Annotated in this window: 20 protein-coding genes; 9 read left to right on the top strand and 11 right to left on the bottom strand. The window is 68.5% G+C overall.

Annotated elements, in window-relative coordinates:
• Positions 1-27 precede the first annotated feature (27 nt).
• The 4 genes from IRT45_RS28435 to IRT45_RS28420 form a co-directional block, all read right to left on the bottom strand.
• Positions 28-480: a nuclear transport factor 2 family protein gene (locus tag IRT45_RS28435; protein ID WP_194808911.1), complete on the bottom strand. Its 453-nt coding sequence runs from the start codon at positions 478-480 to the stop codon at positions 28-30.
• Between the two features lie 155 nt (positions 481-635).
• Positions 636-863 (bottom strand): deoxyribodipyrimidine photolyase, encoded by a 228-nt coding sequence (locus IRT45_RS28430; RefSeq protein ID WP_228535324.1) that lies wholly within the window; start codon positions 861-863, stop codon positions 636-638.
• Positions 864-1,521: 658 nt separating this feature from the next.
• On the bottom strand, positions 1,522-2,499 hold the full coding sequence (locus tag IRT45_RS28425) for a zinc-binding dehydrogenase (protein ID WP_228535322.1): 978 nt from the start codon (positions 2,497-2,499) through the stop codon (positions 1,522-1,524).
• Positions 2,500-2,538: 39 nt separating this feature from the next.
• The gene (locus IRT45_RS28420; RefSeq protein ID WP_194808909.1) at positions 2,539-3,417 is read right to left on the bottom strand and encodes a helix-turn-helix transcriptional regulator; all 879 of its coding nucleotides are present in this window, start codon (positions 3,415-3,417) and stop codon (positions 2,539-2,541) included.
• A 241-nt stretch (positions 3,418-3,658) separates the two neighbouring features.
• On the opposite strand from IRT45_RS28420, the gene IRT45_RS28415 reads away from it, so the two are divergent.
• Both IRT45_RS28415 and IRT45_RS28410 read left to right on the top strand, forming a co-directional pair.
• A complete protein-coding gene (locus tag IRT45_RS28415; RefSeq protein ID WP_194808908.1) occupies positions 3,659-4,342 on the top strand; it encodes a 1-acyl-sn-glycerol-3-phosphate acyltransferase in 684 nt (227 codons plus the stop codon).
• Between the two features lie 85 nt (positions 4,343-4,427).
• On the top strand, positions 4,428-5,075 hold the full coding sequence (locus IRT45_RS28410) for a histone deacetylase (RefSeq protein WP_194808907.1): 648 nt from the start codon (positions 4,428-4,430) through the stop codon (positions 5,073-5,075).
• Between the two features lie 471 nt (positions 5,076-5,546).
• Here IRT45_RS28410 and IRT45_RS28405 read toward each other — a convergent pair whose 3' ends face one another.
• The gene (locus IRT45_RS28405) at positions 5,547-6,443 is read right to left on the bottom strand and encodes a LysR family transcriptional regulator (RefSeq protein ID WP_194808906.1); all 897 of its coding nucleotides are present in this window, start codon (positions 6,441-6,443) and stop codon (positions 5,547-5,549) included.
• Between the two features lie 71 nt (positions 6,444-6,514).
• On the opposite strand from IRT45_RS28405, the gene dapA reads away from it, so the two are divergent.
• Complete coding sequence (gene dapA / locus IRT45_RS28400; RefSeq protein WP_194808905.1) at positions 6,515-7,393, top strand: 4-hydroxy-tetrahydrodipicolinate synthase; 879 nt, start codon at positions 6,515-6,517, stop codon at positions 7,391-7,393.
• Between the two features lie 54 nt (positions 7,394-7,447).
• Here the strand turns inward: dapA and IRT45_RS28395 are convergent, their stop codons facing one another.
• Positions 7,448-7,651: a hypothetical protein gene (locus IRT45_RS28395; protein WP_036506051.1), complete on the bottom strand. Its 204-nt coding sequence runs from the start codon at positions 7,649-7,651 to the stop codon at positions 7,448-7,450.
• 78 nt (positions 7,652-7,729) lie between these two features.
• Positions 7,730-7,963 carry a BldC family transcriptional regulator gene (locus tag IRT45_RS28390; RefSeq protein ID WP_051025198.1) on the bottom strand — a complete coding sequence of 78 codons (234 nt, stop codon included), beginning with the start codon at positions 7,961-7,963 and terminating at the stop codon, positions 7,730-7,732.
• Between the two features lie 222 nt (positions 7,964-8,185).
• Between IRT45_RS28390 and IRT45_RS28385 the strand changes: the two genes are divergently transcribed.
• From IRT45_RS28385 to IRT45_RS28365, 5 genes are all read left to right on the top strand, one after another.
• Positions 8,186-8,524: a DUF4229 domain-containing protein gene (locus tag IRT45_RS28385; RefSeq protein ID WP_309241187.1), complete on the top strand. Its 339-nt coding sequence runs from the start codon at positions 8,186-8,188 to the stop codon at positions 8,522-8,524.
• 93 nt (positions 8,525-8,617) lie between these two features.
• Positions 8,618-9,703: a PLP-dependent cysteine synthase family protein gene (locus IRT45_RS28380; RefSeq protein WP_194808904.1), complete on the top strand. Its 1,086-nt coding sequence runs from the start codon at positions 8,618-8,620 to the stop codon at positions 9,701-9,703.
• A 95-nt stretch (positions 9,704-9,798) separates the two neighbouring features.
• The gene (locus IRT45_RS28375) at positions 9,799-10,020 is read left to right on the top strand and encodes a helix-turn-helix domain-containing protein (RefSeq protein WP_036505955.1); all 222 of its coding nucleotides are present in this window, start codon (positions 9,799-9,801) and stop codon (positions 10,018-10,020) included.
• Positions 10,020-10,610, top strand: a complete 591-nt coding sequence (locus IRT45_RS28370) for a Clp protease N-terminal domain-containing protein (protein WP_194808903.1) — start codon at positions 10,020-10,022, stop codon at positions 10,608-10,610. The genes IRT45_RS28375 and IRT45_RS28370 overlap by 1 nt, the downstream gene beginning before the upstream one ends.
• Positions 10,611-10,696: 86 nt before the next feature.
• Complete coding sequence (locus IRT45_RS28365) at positions 10,697-11,086, top strand: phage holin family protein (RefSeq protein ID WP_039781154.1); 390 nt, start codon at positions 10,697-10,699, stop codon at positions 11,084-11,086.
• A gap of 20 nt (positions 11,087-11,106) precedes the next feature.
• Here IRT45_RS28365 and IRT45_RS28360 read toward each other — a convergent pair whose 3' ends face one another.
• Complete coding sequence (locus IRT45_RS28360) at positions 11,107-11,976, bottom strand: 1,4-dihydroxy-2-naphthoate polyprenyltransferase (RefSeq protein ID WP_194808902.1); 870 nt, start codon at positions 11,974-11,976, stop codon at positions 11,107-11,109.
• Positions 11,977-12,449: 473 nt separating this feature from the next.
• Here IRT45_RS28360 and IRT45_RS28355 point away from each other — a divergent pair, with 473 nt between their 5' ends.
• A complete protein-coding gene (locus IRT45_RS28355) occupies positions 12,450-15,812 on the top strand; it encodes a BTAD domain-containing putative transcriptional regulator (RefSeq protein ID WP_309241186.1) in 3,363 nt (1,120 codons plus the stop codon).
• A gap of 113 nt (positions 15,813-15,925) precedes the next feature.
• Here the strand turns inward: IRT45_RS28355 and IRT45_RS28350 are convergent, their stop codons facing one another.
• The 3 genes from IRT45_RS28350 to menE all read right to left on the bottom strand — a co-directional run bounded on the left by IRT45_RS28350 (position 15,926) and on the right by menE (position 19,156).
• On the bottom strand, positions 15,926-16,765 hold the full coding sequence (locus tag IRT45_RS28350; RefSeq protein WP_194808900.1) for an ABC transporter permease: 840 nt from the start codon (positions 16,763-16,765) through the stop codon (positions 15,926-15,928).
• 43 nt (positions 16,766-16,808) lie between these two features.
• A complete protein-coding gene (locus IRT45_RS28345) occupies positions 16,809-17,825 on the bottom strand; it encodes an ATP-binding cassette domain-containing protein (RefSeq protein WP_194808899.1) in 1,017 nt (338 codons plus the stop codon).
• 173 nt (positions 17,826-17,998) lie between these two features.
• Positions 17,999-19,156 carry an o-succinylbenzoate--CoA ligase gene (gene menE / locus IRT45_RS28340; protein WP_194808898.1) on the bottom strand — a complete coding sequence of 386 codons (1,158 nt, stop codon included), beginning with the start codon at positions 19,154-19,156 and terminating at the stop codon, positions 17,999-18,001.
• Positions 19,157-19,199 lie beyond the last annotated feature (43 nt).

The raw sequence follows: 19,199 nt of genomic DNA, 5'->3' as shown, positions 1-19,199 counted from the left end.
CATCTCGGCCTGCGGGTGGGCGATACCTCACGGCGTGGCGACGGTCGTGGTGTCCGGGTCGAACGCCCGGGCGACGGCAAGGCTGTCCTCGTAGACGTGGTGGCGGGTGATCAGGCCGTTCTCCACCGTGAGGTGAAGGGCGAAGCGGGCGCGGTAGGGGCGTCCGGTTGCGCGTGCGGTTTGGCGAATCTCGCCGAGTACCACCGCATCCGGGCCGTCGACGAGAATGCGTTCGACCACCGTGCCCACCTCTTCGGGAACATGGTGCTCAGCGATCTCGCGGAAATGTGCGGCCGCGTCGGCGCGGGTGGAGCGGTATGTGATCCACGGGGTGGCGACGCGGCCGTGCTCATCCTCGGGCCAGTTAAGTTTCCAGTCGCTCGTCGGGGCGTACAGCGCGGCAATAGTTTCCGGATCGCCGCCCGCCATGCGGGTCAGCAGATCTTCGATGACGGTGCGGGTGGCGGCGGAATCGTTCACTCTGTCGACCCTGCCCGCGCGGGGCCCGCAAGTCCATTACCTCCGACGTCATGCGAATCGCACCGCCATCGACCAGGGGAGACGGTCACGAAACGCATGCACCACACCCCCCCCGGATGAGCGGATGTCCGGGGCGAATTGCGCGCGAAGAACTTTCAGGACTTCTTGCTCGGGATGACGATGACGACGATGAGGGTCAGGATGCTGAAGAACAGTCCCAGTAGCCCCCAGTCGAACGGGTTGCGGCCCTTGGCGGCGGCGATGGCGGCGCAGATGAACGCGGCGATGATGCTGCCGATGGCGACGAAGATTCCTTTGACGCCGCGCAGGATGAATCCGGCCGCTTCCGGATCGGTGTGGGCGGCAGCCAGCAACAAGTTCATGATCACTCCTCCTGTGCCGCAACCTCCCGGACGAAATATCTTCCGGCGCACGGCGTCTCAGCAGTACCCGCCCGCCTGGGCCGCAAACGGCGGCGCTCCGCTTGCAATCGACAGACTCACAAGCCCACTGAACGCGCCGCAACGGAAGCGAATCCACCTACCGCAATCCAACCCCCGACCCGTGACCTGCGAGCGGTGGCCGGCGATCCGTGACCGGTGACTCGCGAGCGGTGGCCGGCGACCCGTGACCGGTGACTCGCGACCGGCGACCGGTGACCGGCGACCGGTGACCGGCGACCCGCGAGTGGCGACCGGTGACGGGCGACCCGCGACTGGCGGCTGGCGACCGGTGACCGGTGACCGGGGCCGCGCGACCGGCGGCTGGCAACCGCTGACTGGCGGCTGGCGACCGATGACTGGCGGCTCGCGGCTGGCGACCGGTGACGGTGACCGGTGACTGGCGACCGGTGACCGGTGACTGTCGGCTGGTGACTGGCGACTGGTGACCGGTGATCCGCCACCGGCGGCGGTGGTCCGCCACCGGTGATTGGCGGCGGGTGATCTGCCACCGGCGACCCGAGACCCACACACCAGCCACCGCGACTAGCGAGCCGCGCACCGACGGGACCGGCGTGAGGTCCACACGCTGTCCGGGTTGTCATTCACGCGCCGTCGCCAACACCAATTTGCCTGTGCTGGAACCCGATTCGATGCGACGGTGGGCCTCGACAACCTGGTCGAACGGTAGGGACTCGGCCTGGACTCGAAGCACCCCGCGCGCGGCGGCGTCGACGGCCCGGCGTAGCGCTGCTCCCGCTTCGGCGGGGTAGGCGGCGGCGAAGGCGGCGAGATTGAATCCCGAGACCGTTTTGTTGGTGAACCAGAGCTCGTTCGCGGAAACTCCGACGTCCTCGGCGCCGGAAGCGTTGCCCATAACGATCATTCGGCCCAGCGGACGGAGCCGGTCCAGGCTCGCACGACGGGCCGGGCCGCCGACCATATCGACCACGATGTCGAACTCACCTGCGCTGGAGATGTTCTCGCGAAGAATCACCTCGTCGTAGCCGAAAGATCGAGCCACGTCGATCTTCTCGGCGCTGCCGACCGTGCCGACCACCCGGCCCGCACCGAGCAATCGTGCGGCCTGGCCGAGTTGGCTGCCGACACCGCCGGCCGCCGCATGTACCAGCACACTTTCGCCGGGTTCGATCCGCGCCACGCGATCGAGAACGAGAAAGGCGGTGGTGCTGTTGGACGGTAACGCCGCCGCGACATCGAGGCTCAGGTCGAGGCCGTCGAGCGGTGCGACCAAGGCGGCGGAGGTGACCACGACCTCGGCATAACCGCCACTGTCGACGATGGTCAGCGCCGCGACCGGCTGGCCGACCGTCAGGCCCGTCACGTCCGGTCCGACGGCACGGATCCGGCCCGAGACCTCGATACCCGGCACGAACGGCAACGGCACACCGACCACGCCCTGCCGGTACAGCACCTCGGCGAAGTTGGCTCCCGCGTAGGCGACGTCGATGGAGACCTGGCCCGGGCCGGGTTCCGGGATGTCGACGGTGGCCGGCCGCAGCACCTCCGCGGGACCGAATTCGGGGATGGTGATCGCCTGCATCTGTGCATTGCTCATGACGACGATCCTCGGCGCGCGAAAAGCGAGAAGGCAGTGTCAGCTCATCCTGGGTGTGAGACCACCAGGCTGCAACAGCCGTTCCAGGCGTTCGGCGGTGTCGGTGCCGGGGCGCGGATTGTGCAGGATCAGGTGGTGGCCGGGGTGGTCGGGCACCGGGAACAGCGTGGCATCGAAGATCAGCAAGCCCACGTCGGGATGTTCGACCGCCTTCACCGCAACACTGTGGTCGGCGGCGTCGTGCCTGGCCCAGAGCTCGGCGAACTCCGGGCTGACCTGCGCGAGATCGGTTGCGATGCGGTCGAATTCGGGATCGTGGGGATAACGGGCGGAGTCGGCGCGGAACCCGGCCGCCACGCCCGGCGCATTCTCCGCCCACTGCTGATGCAGGACGCGATAGCGGGCATTGGTGAAGTAGGACACCAGGCAGTTGTGGTCGGTGTCGCCGTAACCGAACACGCGCCGCGCGGCGTCGTTGACGGCGGTGAAATTCCAATGCCGGTCCCTGATGTATCCCGGGCGCGGAGCCCATGCGTCCAGCAGGGCCTGCATCTGCGGTGACGCCGGGACAGACGGCGCGGCCTCGCGCTGCGGCGGATTGAGGCCGGAGAGGCGATACAGATGTGCGCGCTCGGCCTCGTCGAGCAGCAGCGCGCGGGCCACGGCATCGAGCACCTCGCCCGAAACCTTGATATCGCGCCCTTGCTCGAGCCACGTGTACCAGGACACACCGACCCCGGCCAGCACGGCGACCTCTTCACGCCGCAACCCGGGAGTGCGCCGCCGCCCGGCCTCCGGCAGTCCTACCTCGGCGGGCGTGAGCCGTTCACGGCGGCTGCGCAGATATTCGCGCAGCTCTGCCCGCCGCCGATCTCGCGCGCTCGCGCCGCGCGGATCATCGCTCGCGCTGGTACTCACTCGTTCACGATAGTGAGGCGGCCGCGGTGCTGAGGGCGTGAGCCCCGAATTAATCGTGCAAACCTCGTCGTCTTTTGCGATTTTCGCGCATTTTCGTGGAGGTTTGCACGGAAAGTTCAGGGTGCGCGATCCTGCACACGCCACCGGTACCCGGCCCCCGTCAGCACACGGCAATGGGGCCCGGACATGTCGGTGCCCCGTGGGAGAATCGAGTTCGTTCGGTTGGAATCGGGGGGTCGAAATGAGCGAACAATCGGGGCGTCGGCGCGAACGATCCGGGCGTCGGCCCAAGGGGTTGGGTAAGCGGGCATGGCTCACCACGCAGTTCGTGCGACGAATTCTGCGCACGCTGGCGTGGTCGAACTTCGTGCACGTCACCGTGGTGGGGCGGGAGCTGGTGCCGAAGGCGGGGCCGGTGATCGTGGCGAGCAATCACATCTCGATGCTGGACGCGGTGTTCCTCTGGGGTGCGTTGCGGCGCAGGGCAATTGCCATCGCGATGGCCGAGTTGTGGTCGTGGCCGGTGGTCGGGTGGCTGGTGCGGCGACTGGGACATATTCCGGTGGTGCGGCGCGACAGTGGGTCCGGGCAGTCGGCGATGGCGCAGGCGGAACAGATTCTGCGGTACGGCGGGGTGCTGATCATCTATCCGGAAGGGCGGCTGGTCGCATTTGGCGACACCGAGCCGTACAAGCCGGGCGTGGCGAAACTGGCTCTGGCGACCGGTGTTCCGATCGTTCCGGTGGGCACCACGGGCACCGACCGAGTGCTGCCGATGCGCCGCAATCGAGGCGACGGCCCCGCATTCGACCGCCGCCAGCAGGTGCACATCCATTTCGGCACACCCATCGATCCGGCGGAGTTCGACGATCCGGAGAAATTACTCGACCACCTGCGCCGGCGCATCGAGGACCTGCGGAAATGAGGCCGCCGGATCACAGGTGCCGAAGTTCTCGCGGTGTCCTCCCGTATGGTCGGGATGTGGCCATTCCGGAAGGAACCGAGCTCCGATGACCGCGGAGCGCGTGTGGTACGCCGCTTACGGATCGAACCTGTTCGAGAAGCGGTTCACCTACTACCGGGCGGGCGGCAATCCGCCGGGCACCCCGCGTCTCTACGGGGGTTTCCGCGATCCCACGCCGCCCGCGCGGAATTGTCCGCTGTCACTTCCCGGATGCGTCTATTTCGCCGGGCAGAGCCCGGTGTGGAGCGGTGGTGTGGCGTTCTATGCCCACCGTCCGCCGACGGACTGGCCGGTCGGCGCGGCGGCGCGGGGTTACCTGCTGACCGTCGGTCAGTTCAGTGACCTGATGGCCCAGGAGATGCACCGGCAACCGGGACACGGGCCGGTCTTCGACCCCGAGGAGGTGGTTCGCCGCGGCTCGCTCCAACTCGGCGACGGCCACTACGAAACACTCTGGCACGTGGGCGACGTCGACGGCATCCCGGTCCTGACCTTCACCGCCCCGGACAGCCCGCTGACCGTCGATCTGACCAAACCGTCCGCACGGTACCTCAGCATGCTGGCCGGCGGACTCGGCGAATCCCACGGCTGGCCTCCGGACCGCATACTGCACTACCTGTCCGACCTCCCGGGGGTCCGAGACTTCTGGGATCCCGAAGAACTCCGAACGGTGGTCGACGGCCGGAGCCTCTGACCGCCAGAGCCCTGACCGGCCGCAGCCTTCGAACGCCCGCAACGTTGGAGGCTGCAGCCTTTGAGCGGCCGCAGCGTTGGAGTGGCCGCAGCGTTGGAGTGGCTGCAGCGTTGGAGCGGCCGCAGCATTGGAGGGGCCGCAGCATTGGAGGGGCCGCAGCATTGGAGGGGCCGCAGCCTTTGAACGGCCGCAACGTTGGAGGGGCCGCAGCCTTTGAACGGCCGCAACGTTGGAGCGGCCGCAGCCTTTGAACGGCCGCAACCTTTGAACAGCCGCAACGTTGGAGCGGCCGCAATCTTTGAACGGCCGCAGCCTTTGAGCGGCCGCAGTTTCGAGCGGCCGCAGTTTTGAGCGGCTGCAACCTTCGAGCGGCCGCAGCCGTCGAATGGCCCGAGCCGCTGAGCAGCAGGAACCTCTGGCGTGACGGCAGCGGCACACCGGCTCGGCCGGGCAAGGTGGTATGCCCGCAGTTCAGGTCGGTTCGTCCACCGGCGGGATGGTTCCGGTGGTGGCGTGCAGGGCGGTGCGGGCGGCGGAGATCGTGGGGTGGGTGCGGGTGCCGGCGCGGTAGGCGATCCGGGTGCGGCGGCGGATGGGGAGCGGGGTCAATTCGACCGGGGTGGTGTCGGTTTCGGGATGGAGGGGAATCGCGAGCTGCGGAATGAACGCGACGCCCTGGCCGGCGGCGACCAGAGCGAGTACGGTGCCGAAATCGTCGGAGCGGTGGCGGATGCGAGGAACGAAACCCGCTGCCTCGCAAGCTCTTACGGTCATGGTGTGGCAGAGGGTGCCGGGTGTTCCGGAGATCCAGGCCGCCTCGCGGTAGGCGGCCAGCGGCTGGGTGGTGCGGGCGGCCAGGTACACCGGTTCCTCCAGGAACGGTTCGGTTTCCAGGCCGGCCTCCGGTTCTGCGGGCACGTAGTCGTACTCCTGGATGAGTGCGATATCCAGCGTGCCGGTGCGTAGTGCCGCGGGCACGGCCGCCGGGTCCAGTTCCGTCACATGCAGTTCCAAGCGCGGATGAGCACGGCTGAGCGAGACCAGCGCATGTGGCAGTATCCGCTGCACGGCGGTGGGGAAGGCGCCGATGTGCACAGCGCCGGTGAGTTCGGCGGTGGCCAGTTCGGCCTCCGCCTGCTCCAGGATCGCGAGGACCGATTCGGTGTGCTCCACCAGGCGGCGCGCCGCCGCGGTGAGGGTGACGCGGCGGCCGCTGCGTTCCAGTAGCGTGACCCCTGCCTCGCGTTCCAGCGCGGTGAGCTGCTGGGATACCGCCGACGGGGTGTAGGACACGGCCTCGGCGACCGCAGCAATCGTTCGGCGATGGGCCAATTCCCGCAACAACCGTAGGCGGCGTACATCGAGCATAAGTTCAGCTTAATCTCGACGGAAGATTTGTGAACTGGACCTGAATCAACCCCTAGACGAGGGTAGGTGGCATGACGTTCAGCGGTCTCTTCGTTCCACTCGTCACGCCGTTCACGGCGGACGGCGAGCTGGCCTGTGACGCTCTGGGCCGGCTCGCGCACGACGTCCTCGACGCGGGTGCCTCGGGCATCGTCGCCCTGGGCACCACCGGCGAGCCGGCCACCCTGACGCCGGACGAGAAGCGCCGGGTCGTCGACATCTGCGCCCGGGTGTGCGCCGAGCGTGACGCGCCGCTGATCGTGGGCACCGGCTCCAATTCGACGGCCGATTCCGAGCACGCGCTGGCCGCGCTGGACGAGCGAGTCGCGGCGGCGCTCACCGTGGTCCCGTATTACACGAAACCCTCGCAGCGCGGCGTGGTGGAGCATTTCCGGCGGCTCGCGCAGCGGAGCCCGGTGCCGCTGCTGATCTACAACGTTCCGCATCGCACGGGTCGGCCGCTCGATCCGGAAACGTTGGCCGAACTGGCCGAACTGCCGAATGTCGCGGGATTCAAACATGCCGTGGGCGTCGTCGACGAGACCACGGTCGCGTGGCTGGCGGCGGTCGGCGACCGGACGACGGTGCTGTGCGGCGACGACCTGTACGCGGCGCCGCTGCTGGCGATGGGCGCGCAGGGAGCCATTCTGACCTGCTCGAATGTGGCGCCCGCGGCCTATGCGGAGTTGATCGCGGCCTGGCGGGACGGACGGGTCGAGTCGGCACGCAAAATCGGCAACCGGTTGGTCGAGCTGGCCCGGGCATTGTTCGCCGAGGCCAACCCGACCGTGGTGAAAGGGGTCCTCGCCGCGCAGGGCCGGATACCGAGCGCGCACGTACGCCTGCCGCTACTGCCCGCGTGTGCCGATTCGGTCTCGGCGGCACTGGCCGCGGCAGGGCCTATCGGCTGAGCCCGCGGCAGGGCCTATCGGCTGAGCCGGTCACCCGGGGTGAGGATATGCGCGTCAGTGATCCGTGCCCGGGTCACCGTCGCGATGTTGGCGGGAGATCCGCCACAGGAACTCGGGGTCGTCATCGGGACCCACGACTCGACGTCGCTTCTCGGGCCCCCGTCCGATGCCGATCCGGGGCGCATGCTCCGGTCCGAACGCTTTCCAGCACAGCACCGCGACAGCCACGACCGCGATGAGTGCCAACAGGTACGCCACGTCGCTCACCTCCTGACATCGAGGGTAATCCCGTGTACGTACCTGTCGCACTGTGACCGGAAGAATGAGCCCTCGAGTTCAGGGGCGGGTCGCCTCGGTGGTCAGCGACTTCAGCAGCTGCATGACCTCCGACTCACGGAAGCGGCGATGTCCGCCCGGAGTGCGTAGCGAGCCCAGCCGTCCGGCATGTGCCCACCGAGTGACCGTTTTCGGATCGACGTGGAACAGCGCCGCCACCTGGCCCGGGGTCAGGAGGGCCTCCTGGCCGTTGACGGAACCCAACGTGCGGCTCGCCGCGGTGATCGCAGTCATTCGCAAACCTTTCCGTAATCGACAGATCCCTCATCAGATAGCGACATCGTTGCACCCGGACCCCCAGGTGTTCGAACGATCTAACGTTGGTAAAGGGGAAGTAATAGACAAAACGGATATACGTACGGCTGAGTACGTCGCGCCGGCGAACATCCGGCGATCGAATTCGGCGGGACCCGGGCAGGTCGGAACGGGTCCGGCGGCGTCGCTTACCCTGGTCGTGTGAGTGAAGCATCCCGATCCGACGACGCCGCGAGCGATCGGGCCCCGGCCTCGGCGGGTCGGCGGCTCGCGCGCAACATGGCGCTGTACACCCTGGCCCGGCTGGCTCTGGTCGCCGTGATCGCCGCGATCATCCTGGTGGTGGCGCACGTGGTGAACGTCGACATCCCGCTGATCGTCGCGCTGCTGTTTGCGCTGATCGTGGCGATGCCGCTGTCGCTGGTCCTGTTCAAGCGGCTGCGGGCGCGCGTGAACGAGGACATCGCGGCCGTCGACGAGAAGCGCCGCAACGACAAAGCGAACCTGCGCGCTCGCCTGCGCGGCGAGGAGGCGCAGTGAGCGACAATCGCGCAGCGGCTCGCTGCGCCGACCGGGTGCGGGTGTCCCGCATGGCACGGGAGGCGCGGTGAGCGCAGTGCGCGGGCGGCTGCGGTGAAGTACTGCGATCGCAGTACTTCGCGGGAGTGGGTCGACAATGCGGTGCGGCTGATCGAGGCCGATGCGCAACGCAGCGCCGACACCCATCTGCTGCGATATCCGCTGCCGCCCGAATGGGGTGTGCGGCTGTATCTCAAGGACGAGTCCACGCATCCGACCGGCAGCTTGAAACATCGGCTGGCGCGTTCGCTGTTCCTCTACGCGATCTGCAACGGCTGGGTCTGCGAGGGGACGACCATTGTCGAGGCGTCCTCGGGGTCGACCGCGATCAGCGAGGCCTATTTCGCGAAACTGCTCGGCCTGGACTTCGTCTCGGTGGTGCCCACGAAGACCTCGCCCGAGAAGATCGCGCTGATCGAGGCGCAGGGCGGGCGATGCCACTTCGTCGACCGCGCGCCCGATATCTACACCGAGGCCGTGCGGCTGGCCGCCGAATGCGACGGCCACTACATGGACCAGTTCACCTACGCCGAGCGGGCCACCGACTGGCGCGGTAACAACAACATCGCCGAATCCATCTATCAGCAAATGATTTTGGAGACCCATCCGGTTCCGGACTGGGTGGTCGTCGGCGCCGGCACCGGCGGGACGAGCGCGACCATCGGCCGGTACATCCGCTATCGCCGCCACGCCACCCGGTTGGCCGTGGTCGATCCGGAGAATTCGGCGTTCTACGGCGGGTACGAGGTCGGGGATCCGGGATATCAGACCGGTATGCCGTCGCGGATCGAGGGCATCGGCCGGCCGCGGGTGGAGCCTTCCTTCATCGGCGATGTCGTCGACCGGATGATCGAGGTACCCGATGCCGCCTCCATCGCCGCGTGCCGTCATGCCAGTGCGGTGCTCGGCCGGCGAGTGGGCGGATCCACCGGAACCAATCTGTGGGGCGCGTTCGCCCTCATCGCCGAGATGATCGCCGCGGGCCGCGAGGGTAGTGTGGTGACGCTGCTGTGCGACGGCGGGGACCGTTATGCCGGAACGTATTTCAACGACGCGTGGGTCGCGGGGCAGGGGCTGGACCTGGCCGAGTCGCACGCGATTCTCGACGAATTCACCGCCACCGGTATCTGGACCGCCTGAGTCGCGGAATCTCTCTATCACCGTTCGCCGCAGGTGAACACGCCTGGTGTCAATTTTGATTGACGCGCCCGCGATGTCAACGTAAATTGACGTACATGAGTGAAGCGACAACGCTGGCGGCCGCCGCCGGCAGTCCCGACCCCCAGGTCGGGCTGCGGGCGGTGCTCGCGCTGCGGCGATTGCTCGAGCGGCTCGAGGCGATCCAGGTGGCTAACGCCCGTAAGCAGGGCTGGTCCTGGCAAGCCATCGCCGAGGCGCTCGAGGTCAGTCGGCAGGCGGTCCATCAGAAGTACAACCGGAAAGGCGGAATCCACTGATGTTCGAGAGATTTGCCAAGGCGGCGCGCTCCGCGGTCGTGGACGCGCAGGAGGAAGCGCGTGAATTGCGTTCGCCCAGTATCGATGTCGAGCACCTGCTGCTGGGACTCGCCACCTGTTCCGATCCGCCGCTGCGAAAGGTGCTGGAGGACAACGGCATCAGCGCCGAGGTGATTCGGCGGGCACTACCCGGCCGGCCGCGGACCGAGGAACCGCTGGGCGAGGAGGACGCGGCCGCGCTGAAGTCGATCGGCATCGATCTGGACGCGGTGCGAGACAGTGTGCAGGCCACCTTCGGCGAGGGGGCCTTCGACGAGGCGGTGCCGGTTTCCGACAAGGGCCGCGGGCGGTTCCGCTTCGGCGGTGGCATGAGCTTCGGCCACATCCCCTTCACCCGCGAGGCCAAGAAGACCCTGGAACTGTCACTGCGGGAAGCGATCTCCCGCGGTGACGACCGCATCGAGGCCGGTCACGTGCTGCTCGGCATCCTGCGGGCGCCCAACGCCACCACGCGAGAACTTCTGGGCGGGAACGAAGGGATGGAACGAGTGCGCGGCGCGGTCCAGGAACTGCTCGACCGCGCGGCGTGACGGGCGAGCGCAACGTCACCACGGGGCGGGGGAAGGGGAGCAGTGCGTGCCCGGTATCCCGCCCCGTCCGCCGTTAGCATTGCCGCATGGCACTTCTGCTCCGTTTGGCGATCAACGCCCTCGCGATCTGGCTCGCGGCGGCCTGGGTCGGCGGTATCGAATTGAAGGATCCGCCCGATGCGGGCACCGGCGGCAAGATTCTCGTGGTGGTCTGCGTCGCGATCGTCTTCGGGCTGGTCAACGCGCTGATCAAACCGATCGTGAAATTGCTCTCGCTCCCACTGGTGATCGTCACGCTGGGGCTGTTCCTGCTGGTGATCAATGCCCTCATGCTGTGGCTGACGGCGAAGATCACCGAAACCACCGATTACGGCCTGCGGGTCGACGGGTTCTGGGCGGCAATCTTCGGTGCCGTCATCGTGACCCTCGTCAACTGGGTGCTCGGCGTCTTGGTCCCGGAGGGCGGCCGGGACTGACGCTGTCGCGTCGCCGTTCGTCAGCCGAGGCCGAGCGCCAGCGCGGTGAGCAGGGACCAGCCCAGCATCGCCAAACCGGTATCGCGCAGCGAGGGAATCAATCCCGGTCCCTGCTGCCCACCGCGCACGGGGGCGTTGGATCGCACGGCGAGCGGTATCGCCAGCAGGCCCGTCAGAGCCCACGGCGTGCGCATCACCAGCAGCAGCGAGGCCACGAACGGCACCACCATCAGCACCAGATGCAGTGTGCGGGTGCGCGTGTCACCCAGTTTGACGGCGAGGGTGGTCTTCCCGGTCACCGAATCGGTGGGGATGTCGCGCAGATTGTTGGTGACCAGCACCGCGCTGGAGAACGCGCCGACCGCGATCGCGCCGACCAGTCCGGCCCAGTCCAGCCGTTCGGCCTGCACGAATTCGGTGCCCAGCACCGCGACCAGGCCGAAGAAGATGAAGACGGCGATCTCACCGAAACCGCTGTAGCCGTAGGGTTTACTACCGCCGGTGTAGAACCAGGCGCCGGCCAGGCAGGCCGCGCCGATCAGCAGCAACCACCACGCGGTGGTGATCACCAGGATCAATCCGAAGATCGCGCCCACGCTCAGGCAGGCGATGGCCGCGCCGCGCACCGCGGCCGGACTCGCCAGACCCGAACCGACCAGTCGCAGTGGGCCGACACGCTCGTCGTCGGTGCCGCGAATGCCGTCGGAATAGTCGTTGGCGTAGTTGACACCGATGATGAGAGCCAGCGAAACCAGCAGGCTCAGCAGGGCCTTCCACCACACCGCGGCATCCAGCGACGCGGCCGCGCCGGTGCCGACGAGGACCGGGGCGATCGCATTGGGCAGCGTCCGCGGGCGGGCGCCTTCGAGCCATTGTGCTGCACTAGCCATATCCGGCAGCCTAATGGTGGTGGCCCGGAGGCGGCAGCGCAGCGTCACCGCGGAGGGCTTCACCATTAGGCAAACCGACACTGCCTAGTGGGGGTGGCCCGGAGGCGGCAGCTCAGTGTCACCACGGAGGGCTTCACCATTAGGCACAATCGACACTGCCTAATGGTGGTGGCCCGGAGGCGGCAGCGCAGTGTCACCGGAGGCGGCAGCGCAGCTCACCATGCGCCTCTTGTCGACAACATTACTACGATATATCGGAGTAAACTCTACGAGATGCGTGGCCCGGGGAGCGGTCGGTCCCGGCGCAGCGCCCGATATTCATTCGACCGGTCACATACGATTGCGACGGCATGTTTCCTGATCACAGCGGCTCCGGGCCGGCATCGCGCTCCGCCCGTGCGAACGCCGGGACGACGCATACCCGGCCGGACAACAGCGGCCGGGACGAAAGGCTGCCCGAGATGGATGTTCGCGTGGCGCTTCTGGGGGAGATCGCGCTGCGCCGCGACGCGGATCTCGTCGCGGTGCCCGGCGCCCGGGCGCGGTTGCTGGTCGCCGCGCTCGCGGTTCACCCCGGGCGCAGCCGCAGTGCCCAGGCGCTGATCGACGACATCTGGGGCGAGCAGCCGCCGCGCGCGCCGATGAACGCCCTGCATACGCAGGTCTCCCGGTTGCGGTCGGCCTTGCCGGAGGGTGCGCTGGAAATCGGCCCGGCGGGGTATCGGCTGCTGCTGACCGAGGAGCAGGTCGATCTGAGCCTGGCCCGCGGCCTGGAACGGGAGGCGCAGCTGCGGTTCGAGCGCGGCGACACCGCCGGATGCCTCGGCCTGGTGCAGCGGGCGCGCGCGCTGTGGCGGGGCGAACCCGGTGCGGATCTGCCGCCCGGCCCCGTCGCCGACGAACTCCACGAATTCGCCGCCACGCGCTGGTCGGCCCTGGACACCCTGGAACTGGCGGCGCGGGAGGCCGCCGGGGATCTCGGCGGTGCGCTGCGAGTGGCGCGGCGGGCGGCCGCGGCCGAGCCGCTCGACGAGCCCGCGCACGCCACCCTGATGCGCTTACTCGCCGGCGACGGGCGGGCGAACGAGGCCCTGGAGGTCTTCGCCGGACTGCGGACGCGGCTGGGCGAGGAATTGGGGGCGGACCCCGGCCCGGCGCTGGTCGCGTTGAACACCGCGATTCTGCGCGGCGACCATTCCGCGATAGTCCCGGTGCAGTCGCACCCCGTGCCGGTCACCTCCGCGACACAGCGAGTGTCCACGGCCCAGCACGCGCTGACCTCGGAACCGCCGTACGGCCCCCCGGAAACCACTGTCACGCCGCCCAATACGGCCCTGGGCCTGCGCGCGGCGCCCAATCCGCTGCTCGGCCGCGACGGCGATCTGGTGGCGCTGGACAAACTCGTCCAGGAATTCCGGGTGACGACCGTGCTCGGTCCGGGCGGTACCGGCAAGACCCGCATCGCCCACGAGCTGGGTGCCCGGATCGCGGGCAGACAGGCGGTGGCGCTGGTCGAATTGGCTTCGCTGCGTGCCGCTTCCGACGGTGACGCCGACGAGCGCCAGGTCGCGACGTGCGCCGAGATCGAGGCGGCCATCGGGGCGGTCCTCGGCGTCAACGAATACTCCCGCGAAGCGAATGTGTTGCGCCGCAATCAGACCGTCGATGGCCGGCGCCGATTGCGGGAGGCGTTGTCGCTGCGTCCCATCCTGCTGATCCTGGACAACTGCGAACATCTCATCGACGCGGCGGCCGAGGTGGTCGCCGACCTGGTCGGCAGTTGTGAACATCTCACGGTGGTGACCACCAGCCGGGCGCCGCTGGCCATTACGGCGGAGACGGTCTATCCGTTGCCGCCCTTGGCGATCGACGCGCAGGGCTCCCCCGCCACGGAGTTGTTCGTCAGCCGGGCGCGGGCGGTGCGGCCCTCGGCCCGGCTGGATCCGGCGGTCGTCGCCCGGCTGTGCCGCACCCTGGACGGGCTGCCGCTGGCCATCGAACTCGCCGCGGCCCGCGTGCGGACCATGAGCGTGGAGGAGATCGAAAGCCGGCTCGAACATCGCTTCGCGCTGTTGCGTTCGGGCGATCGCAGCTCACCCGAACGCCACCGCACCCTGCACGCGGTGATCGAGTGGAGCTGGAATCTGCTCGAACCCGAACAGCGGGTGGCCCTGCGGCGGCTGTGCCGGTTCCCCGCCGGATTCTCCTTGGACGCAGCGGAATCCGTGGTGGCGGGGACGGATTCGATCGACGCGGTGGCCGCGGTGGACGGATTGGTGAGCCAGTCGCTGCTGACCGTGCTGGCCGACGACGAGATGGTCGCCACCCGCTATCGCATGCTGGAGACGGTGCGCGAATTCGGTGAGGAACAGCTGATCGCGGCCGGTGAAGCCGATCTGGTGATGGATCGGATGTGCGGCTGGGCAAGGGAATTCGCGCGCGATACGGCACTGAACTATGCCGGACCGGATCAGGTCCGCACGGTGCTGTCGCTCGCCGCCGAACTCGACAACCTGCTGGCGGTGCTGCGCCATGCCGTGGAGACCGCCGATTCCCGCACGGTGTTCTCGGTCTTCGCGCCCGTCGCCATGCTGTGGGTCATGCGTGGCGCGCATATGGAGCTGATGAGCTGGGCGCCCCGGGTCGTGCCGGTGCCGCCGCCCGAGGGCCCGCGCACCCGGATCGAGTTGGATCTGGAACTGCAGAGCTATGTCTTCCTGGCCATGCATCTGGCCTTCGGCGAGCCCGGCCTGCGGCCCCTCGCGGTGATCCGGGCCCGCGCCCGCCGTGTGCTCGCCACGGCCGACCTCACGCCCGGGATCCGATATCTCGGCGAAATGCTCTGCGCGCGAATAAATGTCGCCCACGGCGTGCGTTTGATGGCGGCGGGCACCCGTTCCGACGACGAGCTCGTCCGGTCGCTCGCCCTGCTGCTGCGCGCCAATATGCGTGAGAACGCGAGCTATACCGCCGGGTCGATCCGCGATGCGCGGGCCGCTCTCGCATTGGTCGAGGGCCGCGATGTCTGGGCCACCGCGATGTGCTCCCAGCATCTCGGGCAGATGGCCTCGCAGGCGGCGCGATACGAGGAGGCGGTGGGCTACTACCGTCGCGCGGCCGAGCTGATGCAGGAGTTGCGCTGCTTCGAGGAGAGTGTGGAAGTGCGTAGCTTCCTCGCCGTCTCCATGGTCGGCGCCGGACAGTTGGTCGATGCGCGCCGGGAACTCGAGTACGCGCTGGGTGTCATCGACGACGGCGTCGGACTGGACGAACCGGTGACGCAGCCGAACCATCGCAAGGGTGCGGTCGTCGCCGGAATGGCGGAACTCGAACTGGCGGAGGGTGATATCGAGCGTGGTCTGCGCACGTTCCGGCGCAGTCTGCAGCTGTTCGATTGGCCGAATGGCGGTCCCGGGCCCGGACCGGGCGATGTGATCGTCGCCGCCGCCGTGCTCGACGCCCATGTTCTCCATGACGCCGTGCACGAGGTGCCGGAGTTGCCCGGTCAGGTGGCCCGGGTCGCGCGGGAACGGCTCACCCAGTTCGTCGATCTCCCGCAGATCGGTGGTGCCGCCTGCGCGCTGGGTTCCCATCTCGTGCGATCCCGAGTCGATCCGGAAACCGGCGCGACGCTGCTGGCGCTGGCGATGAAAGTGGTGGGCCGCCAGGACTATTCCTCGATGCGCTGGAATCGTCACCTGGCGCTGGCTCGGGCCACCGTCGGCGCGGAGCTGATCGCCGCCGGGCAGGACGCGGTCTCGAGTGTCAACCGTCGGTCGGCCGCGCAGCGCGTCCTCGCGATGCTGCCGGAACTCGAGATCCTGCTCGGCGCCTGAGGCGGCAGTCGAGCGGTCGCCGGGCCGCATGCCGGGCGATGCGGCGACATCCGCGAAAAGCGGTGTCCGCCGGTCGCTCTCGCGACCGGCGGACAGGGTGGTGGTGCGGGACATCACGCCCGGCGCATGTAGGCCCGGATGGCCAGCGGTGCGAAGATCGCGATCACGATCGCCGAGCCGATCAGGCACCACGCCAGGTTGCTGCTGTAGATGTTGCCGTTCATCAGCTCGCGGCACGAATTCACCATGTAGTACACGGGATTGGCCTTGTTGATGCCCTGCATCCAGCCGGGCATGGTGCTGACGAGAGCGAACGCACCGGACATGAAGGTCAGCGGGAACATGATCATCATGGAGATGCCCTGCACCGAGGCGGCGCTCTTACCGGTGACACCGACCAGAGCCCAGATCCAGCTGACCGCGAACGAGCAGAACACCACGACCAGACCGGCGACGACCACGCCGACCACGCCGCCCTCGGGCCGGTAGCCCAGGATCAGGCCGACCACGATGGTGAGCACCGTTGCGATGCCGTAGCGCACCATATCGGCGATCAGTGCGCCGGCCAGGGCTGAAACCCGGGCGATGGGAAGGGATTTGAAGCGGTCGAAGACGCCCTTGTCCATATCTTCACGCAACTGGGTGCCGGTGACGACCGAGGTGAGCACGACCGTCTGGACCAGGATGCCCGGAATCAGCACCGGTAGATAGGCCTGCACGCTGCCACCGATCGCGCCGCCGAAGATGTAGGCGAACAGGGCGGTGAACAGGATCGGCTGCACGGTGACGTCGAACAGCTGTTCCGGATTGTGCTTGATCTTGAGGATGCCGCGATACGCCATGGTGAGCGAGTTCGCGACGGTCTGGCGCAGTGAAATGCGATTGCTGGCAACGGGAATCGCGGCGCGCGCGGCGTGCCGGCCGGTTGCGGGAGCGGGAAGAGTGGTGGTCACGATATGTCCTTCGGGGGAGTGGGGAACGTGGCGGGGGCCGGTCTCATGCCGCGGTGCCCTCGGAATCGGTGCCGGCGTCCTCGGATTCGGCGGCATGGCCGGTGAGGGCGAAGAACACCTCGTCCAGGCTCGGCTTGCTGACGGTGATTTCGTCGACGCGGATATCGTTGTCGCGCAACCGGATCAGCAGATCCGCGGTCACGCTCGGATCGCCGAGCGGGGCGGTGACGCGACCGGCCTCGGGGGAGATGCTCGCCTCGACCAGCTTGCCGTCGGCGCGGGAGAGGAATTCGCCGATCAGGGTGCGAGCTTGTTCGATGGTGTCGCGGTCGGCGACGGTGATCTGCAGCGCCGACTGCCCGACCGAACCCTTGAGTTCGTCGGAGGTGCCGTCGGCGATCACCTTGCCGTGGTCGATCACCGCGATGCGGTCGGCGAGCTGATCGGCCTCGTCCAGGTACTGCGTGGTGAGCAGCACCGTGGCGCCCTCGCGCACGAGCCGGCGGATGGTCTCCCACATCTGCGCGCGAGTGCGCGGATCCAGGCCGGTGGTCGGCTCGTCGAGGAACAGCAGCGGCGGTGTCGCGATCAGGCTGGCGGCCAGATCCAGGCGCCGGCGCATACCGCCGGAGAAGTTTTCCAGGGCCTTGGTCGCCGCCTCGGTGAGCCCGAATTCCTCGAGCAGGTCGGCCGCGCGGCGCTTGGCCTCGGATCGGCTCAGCCCGAGCAGGCGGGAGAAGATGATCAGATTCTCGGTGGCGCTGAGCTTTTCGTCGACCGAGGCGTACTGCCCGGTGACGCCGATCAGCGAGCGGACCGCGGTGGGTTCGGCCACGACATCGTGACCGAAGATCCGGGCCCGGCCGCCGTCGGGGCGCAGCAGGGTGGCGAGCATGCGGATGGTGGTGGTCTTGCCGGCCCCGTTCGGGCCGAGCACGCCGTAGACGGCGCCCTGCGGCACCGCCAGGCTCACGCCGTCGACGGCCCGCTGCTCCCCGAAGACCTTGACCAGCCCGTCCGCCTCGATGGCGAGTGCATCAGCAGGTGCGTAAGAAGTCATGCCACAACTGTGCGGGGGGCGTCTTGCACCCGGCTTGCGCCGCTGTTGCACGGTCGCGCAAGCGTGGCCGCGGGCCGCTTGCACGCCGCTCGGGCGACGCAAGCGGCGGCATCGTCGCAGGTCGAAGGGGTTATGCGAAGTGTGCGGGTGTGTGCCGCGTCACTCCGGCGCGATCAGGGCGTCGCCTGCTCGAGCAGGTGCTCGCGCAGCTTCACGCGATTCGGCTTGCCCGGGCCGCGCATCGGGATCTCGTCGAGGATCGCCAGTTCCCGCGGGGCCGCGATCGGGTCCAGTTCGGCCACCACATGCGCGCGCAATTCGTCCAGCGTGGGGGTCGCGCCCGGATTGGGGACCACCGCCACCGCCACCCGCTGGCCCAGCCGCGGATCGGGCAGGCCCAGTACCACGGCCTCGTTGATCGCCGGGTGGGTGGCGAGCACGGCCTCGACGACCTGCGGGATCACCAGCAGGCCGCCGGTCATGATCGCCTCGTCCAGGCGGCCGGTGATGGTCAGTACGCCGTCGTCGAAGGTGCCGGCGTCCTCGGTGCGGAACCAGCCGGGCTCGGCGAACGCCGGATGATCGGGGATGCCGCGATAGCCCTTGGCCAGCATGGGCCCGCCCAGCAGCACTCGCCCGTCCTCGATGCGCACCTTCGCACCCGCCAGCGGCACACCCTCGTAGACGCAGCCGCCGCAGGTCTCGCTCATGCCGTAGGTGCGGACCACGTTGATGCCGGCCGCGCGGGCCCGATCGAGCACCGGCTTCGGTGTCGCCGCGCCGCCGACCAGGACCGCGTCCAGTGCCGCGAGCGCCTGCGCGCCGACCGGATCGTCGAGTGCCTTGATGAGTTGCGTCGGCACCAGCGAGGTGTAGCGCCGTGGTCCGGTCATACCGGACACCGCCGTCGCCAGCCCGCCGGGCAGGAAACCACCCGAGACGTCCAGCACCACCGGTTCGGTGCCCGCCTGAATACTGCGCAACAACACCTGAACCCCGGCGATGTGATGGGTCGGCAGCGCCAGCAGCCACTGGCCCGGTCCGCCGAGCCGCTCGTGGGTGGCATCGCCGCTGGCGCGCAGGGCGGCCGAGGTGAGCATCGCGCCCTTGGGCACGCCGGTGGTGCCGGAGGTGGTGACCACCAGGGCCACGTCGTCCTCGATCTCCTCACCCGGGCGCAGTGCGCTGGAGAGTCGATGGGATTCCCGGCGATCGCCGGTGGGGATCGGCAGCCACGCCGGACCGTTGCCCTCCAAGGCTTCCCGCAGATGCGGCAAGACGTCACCCACCGCGGCTCCGGTGGGCATGGGGAGGGTCCGCAGGGTGCTCACGTTCGCGATCGTGTCATGTCGAGGTCGATGACCCGTGAACGGG

The sequence above is a fragment of the Nocardia sp. BSTN01 genome (assembly GCF_015354405.1).
Lineage (GTDB): Bacteria > Actinomycetota > Actinomycetes > Mycobacteriales > Mycobacteriaceae > Nocardia.
Note: the sequence above shows the minus strand (reverse complement) of the source record. Positions and strands in the feature narration are given on the sequence as shown.

What these genes read in the sequence shown, in the direction of transcription:
- IRT45_RS28365 (WP_039781154.1), top strand. Translation starts at nt 10,697, where the DNA reads ATGGCACTTCTGCTCCGTTTGGCGATCAACGCCCTCGCGATCTGGCTC.
- IRT45_RS28415 (WP_194808908.1), top strand. Translation starts at nt 3,659, where the DNA reads ATGAGCGAACAATCGGGGCGTCGGCGCGAACGATCCGGGCGTCGGCCC.
- IRT45_RS28405 (WP_194808906.1), bottom strand. Translation starts at nt 6,443, where the DNA reads ATGCTCGATGTACGCCGCCTACGGTTGTTGCGGGAATTGGCCCATCGC.
- IRT45_RS28430 (WP_228535324.1), bottom strand. Translation starts at nt 863, where the DNA reads ATGAACTTGTTGCTGGCTGCCGCCCACACCGATCCGGAAGCGGCCGGA.
- dapA (WP_194808905.1), top strand. Translation starts at nt 6,515, where the DNA reads ATGACGTTCAGCGGTCTCTTCGTTCCACTCGTCACGCCGTTCACGGCG.
- IRT45_RS28375 (WP_036505955.1), top strand. Translation starts at nt 9,799, where the DNA reads ATGAGTGAAGCGACAACGCTGGCGGCCGCCGCCGGCAGTCCCGACCCC.
- IRT45_RS28390 (WP_051025198.1), bottom strand. Translation starts at nt 7,963, where the DNA reads ATGACTGCGATCACCGCGGCGAGCCGCACGTTGGGTTCCGTCAACGGC.
- IRT45_RS28360 (WP_194808902.1), bottom strand. Translation starts at nt 11,976, where the DNA reads ATGGCTAGTGCAGCACAATGGCTCGAAGGCGCCCGCCCGCGGACGCTG.
- IRT45_RS28425 (WP_228535322.1), bottom strand. Translation starts at nt 2,499, where the DNA reads ATGAGCAATGCACAGATGCAGGCGATCACCATCCCCGAATTCGGTCCC.
- IRT45_RS28370 (WP_194808903.1), top strand. Translation starts at nt 10,020, where the DNA reads ATGTTCGAGAGATTTGCCAAGGCGGCGCGCTCCGCGGTCGTGGACGCG.
- IRT45_RS28345 (WP_194808899.1), bottom strand. Translation starts at nt 17,825, where the DNA reads ATGACTTCTTACGCACCTGCTGATGCACTCGCCATCGAGGCGGACGGG.
- IRT45_RS28410 (WP_194808907.1), top strand. Translation starts at nt 4,428, where the DNA reads ATGACCGCGGAGCGCGTGTGGTACGCCGCTTACGGATCGAACCTGTTC.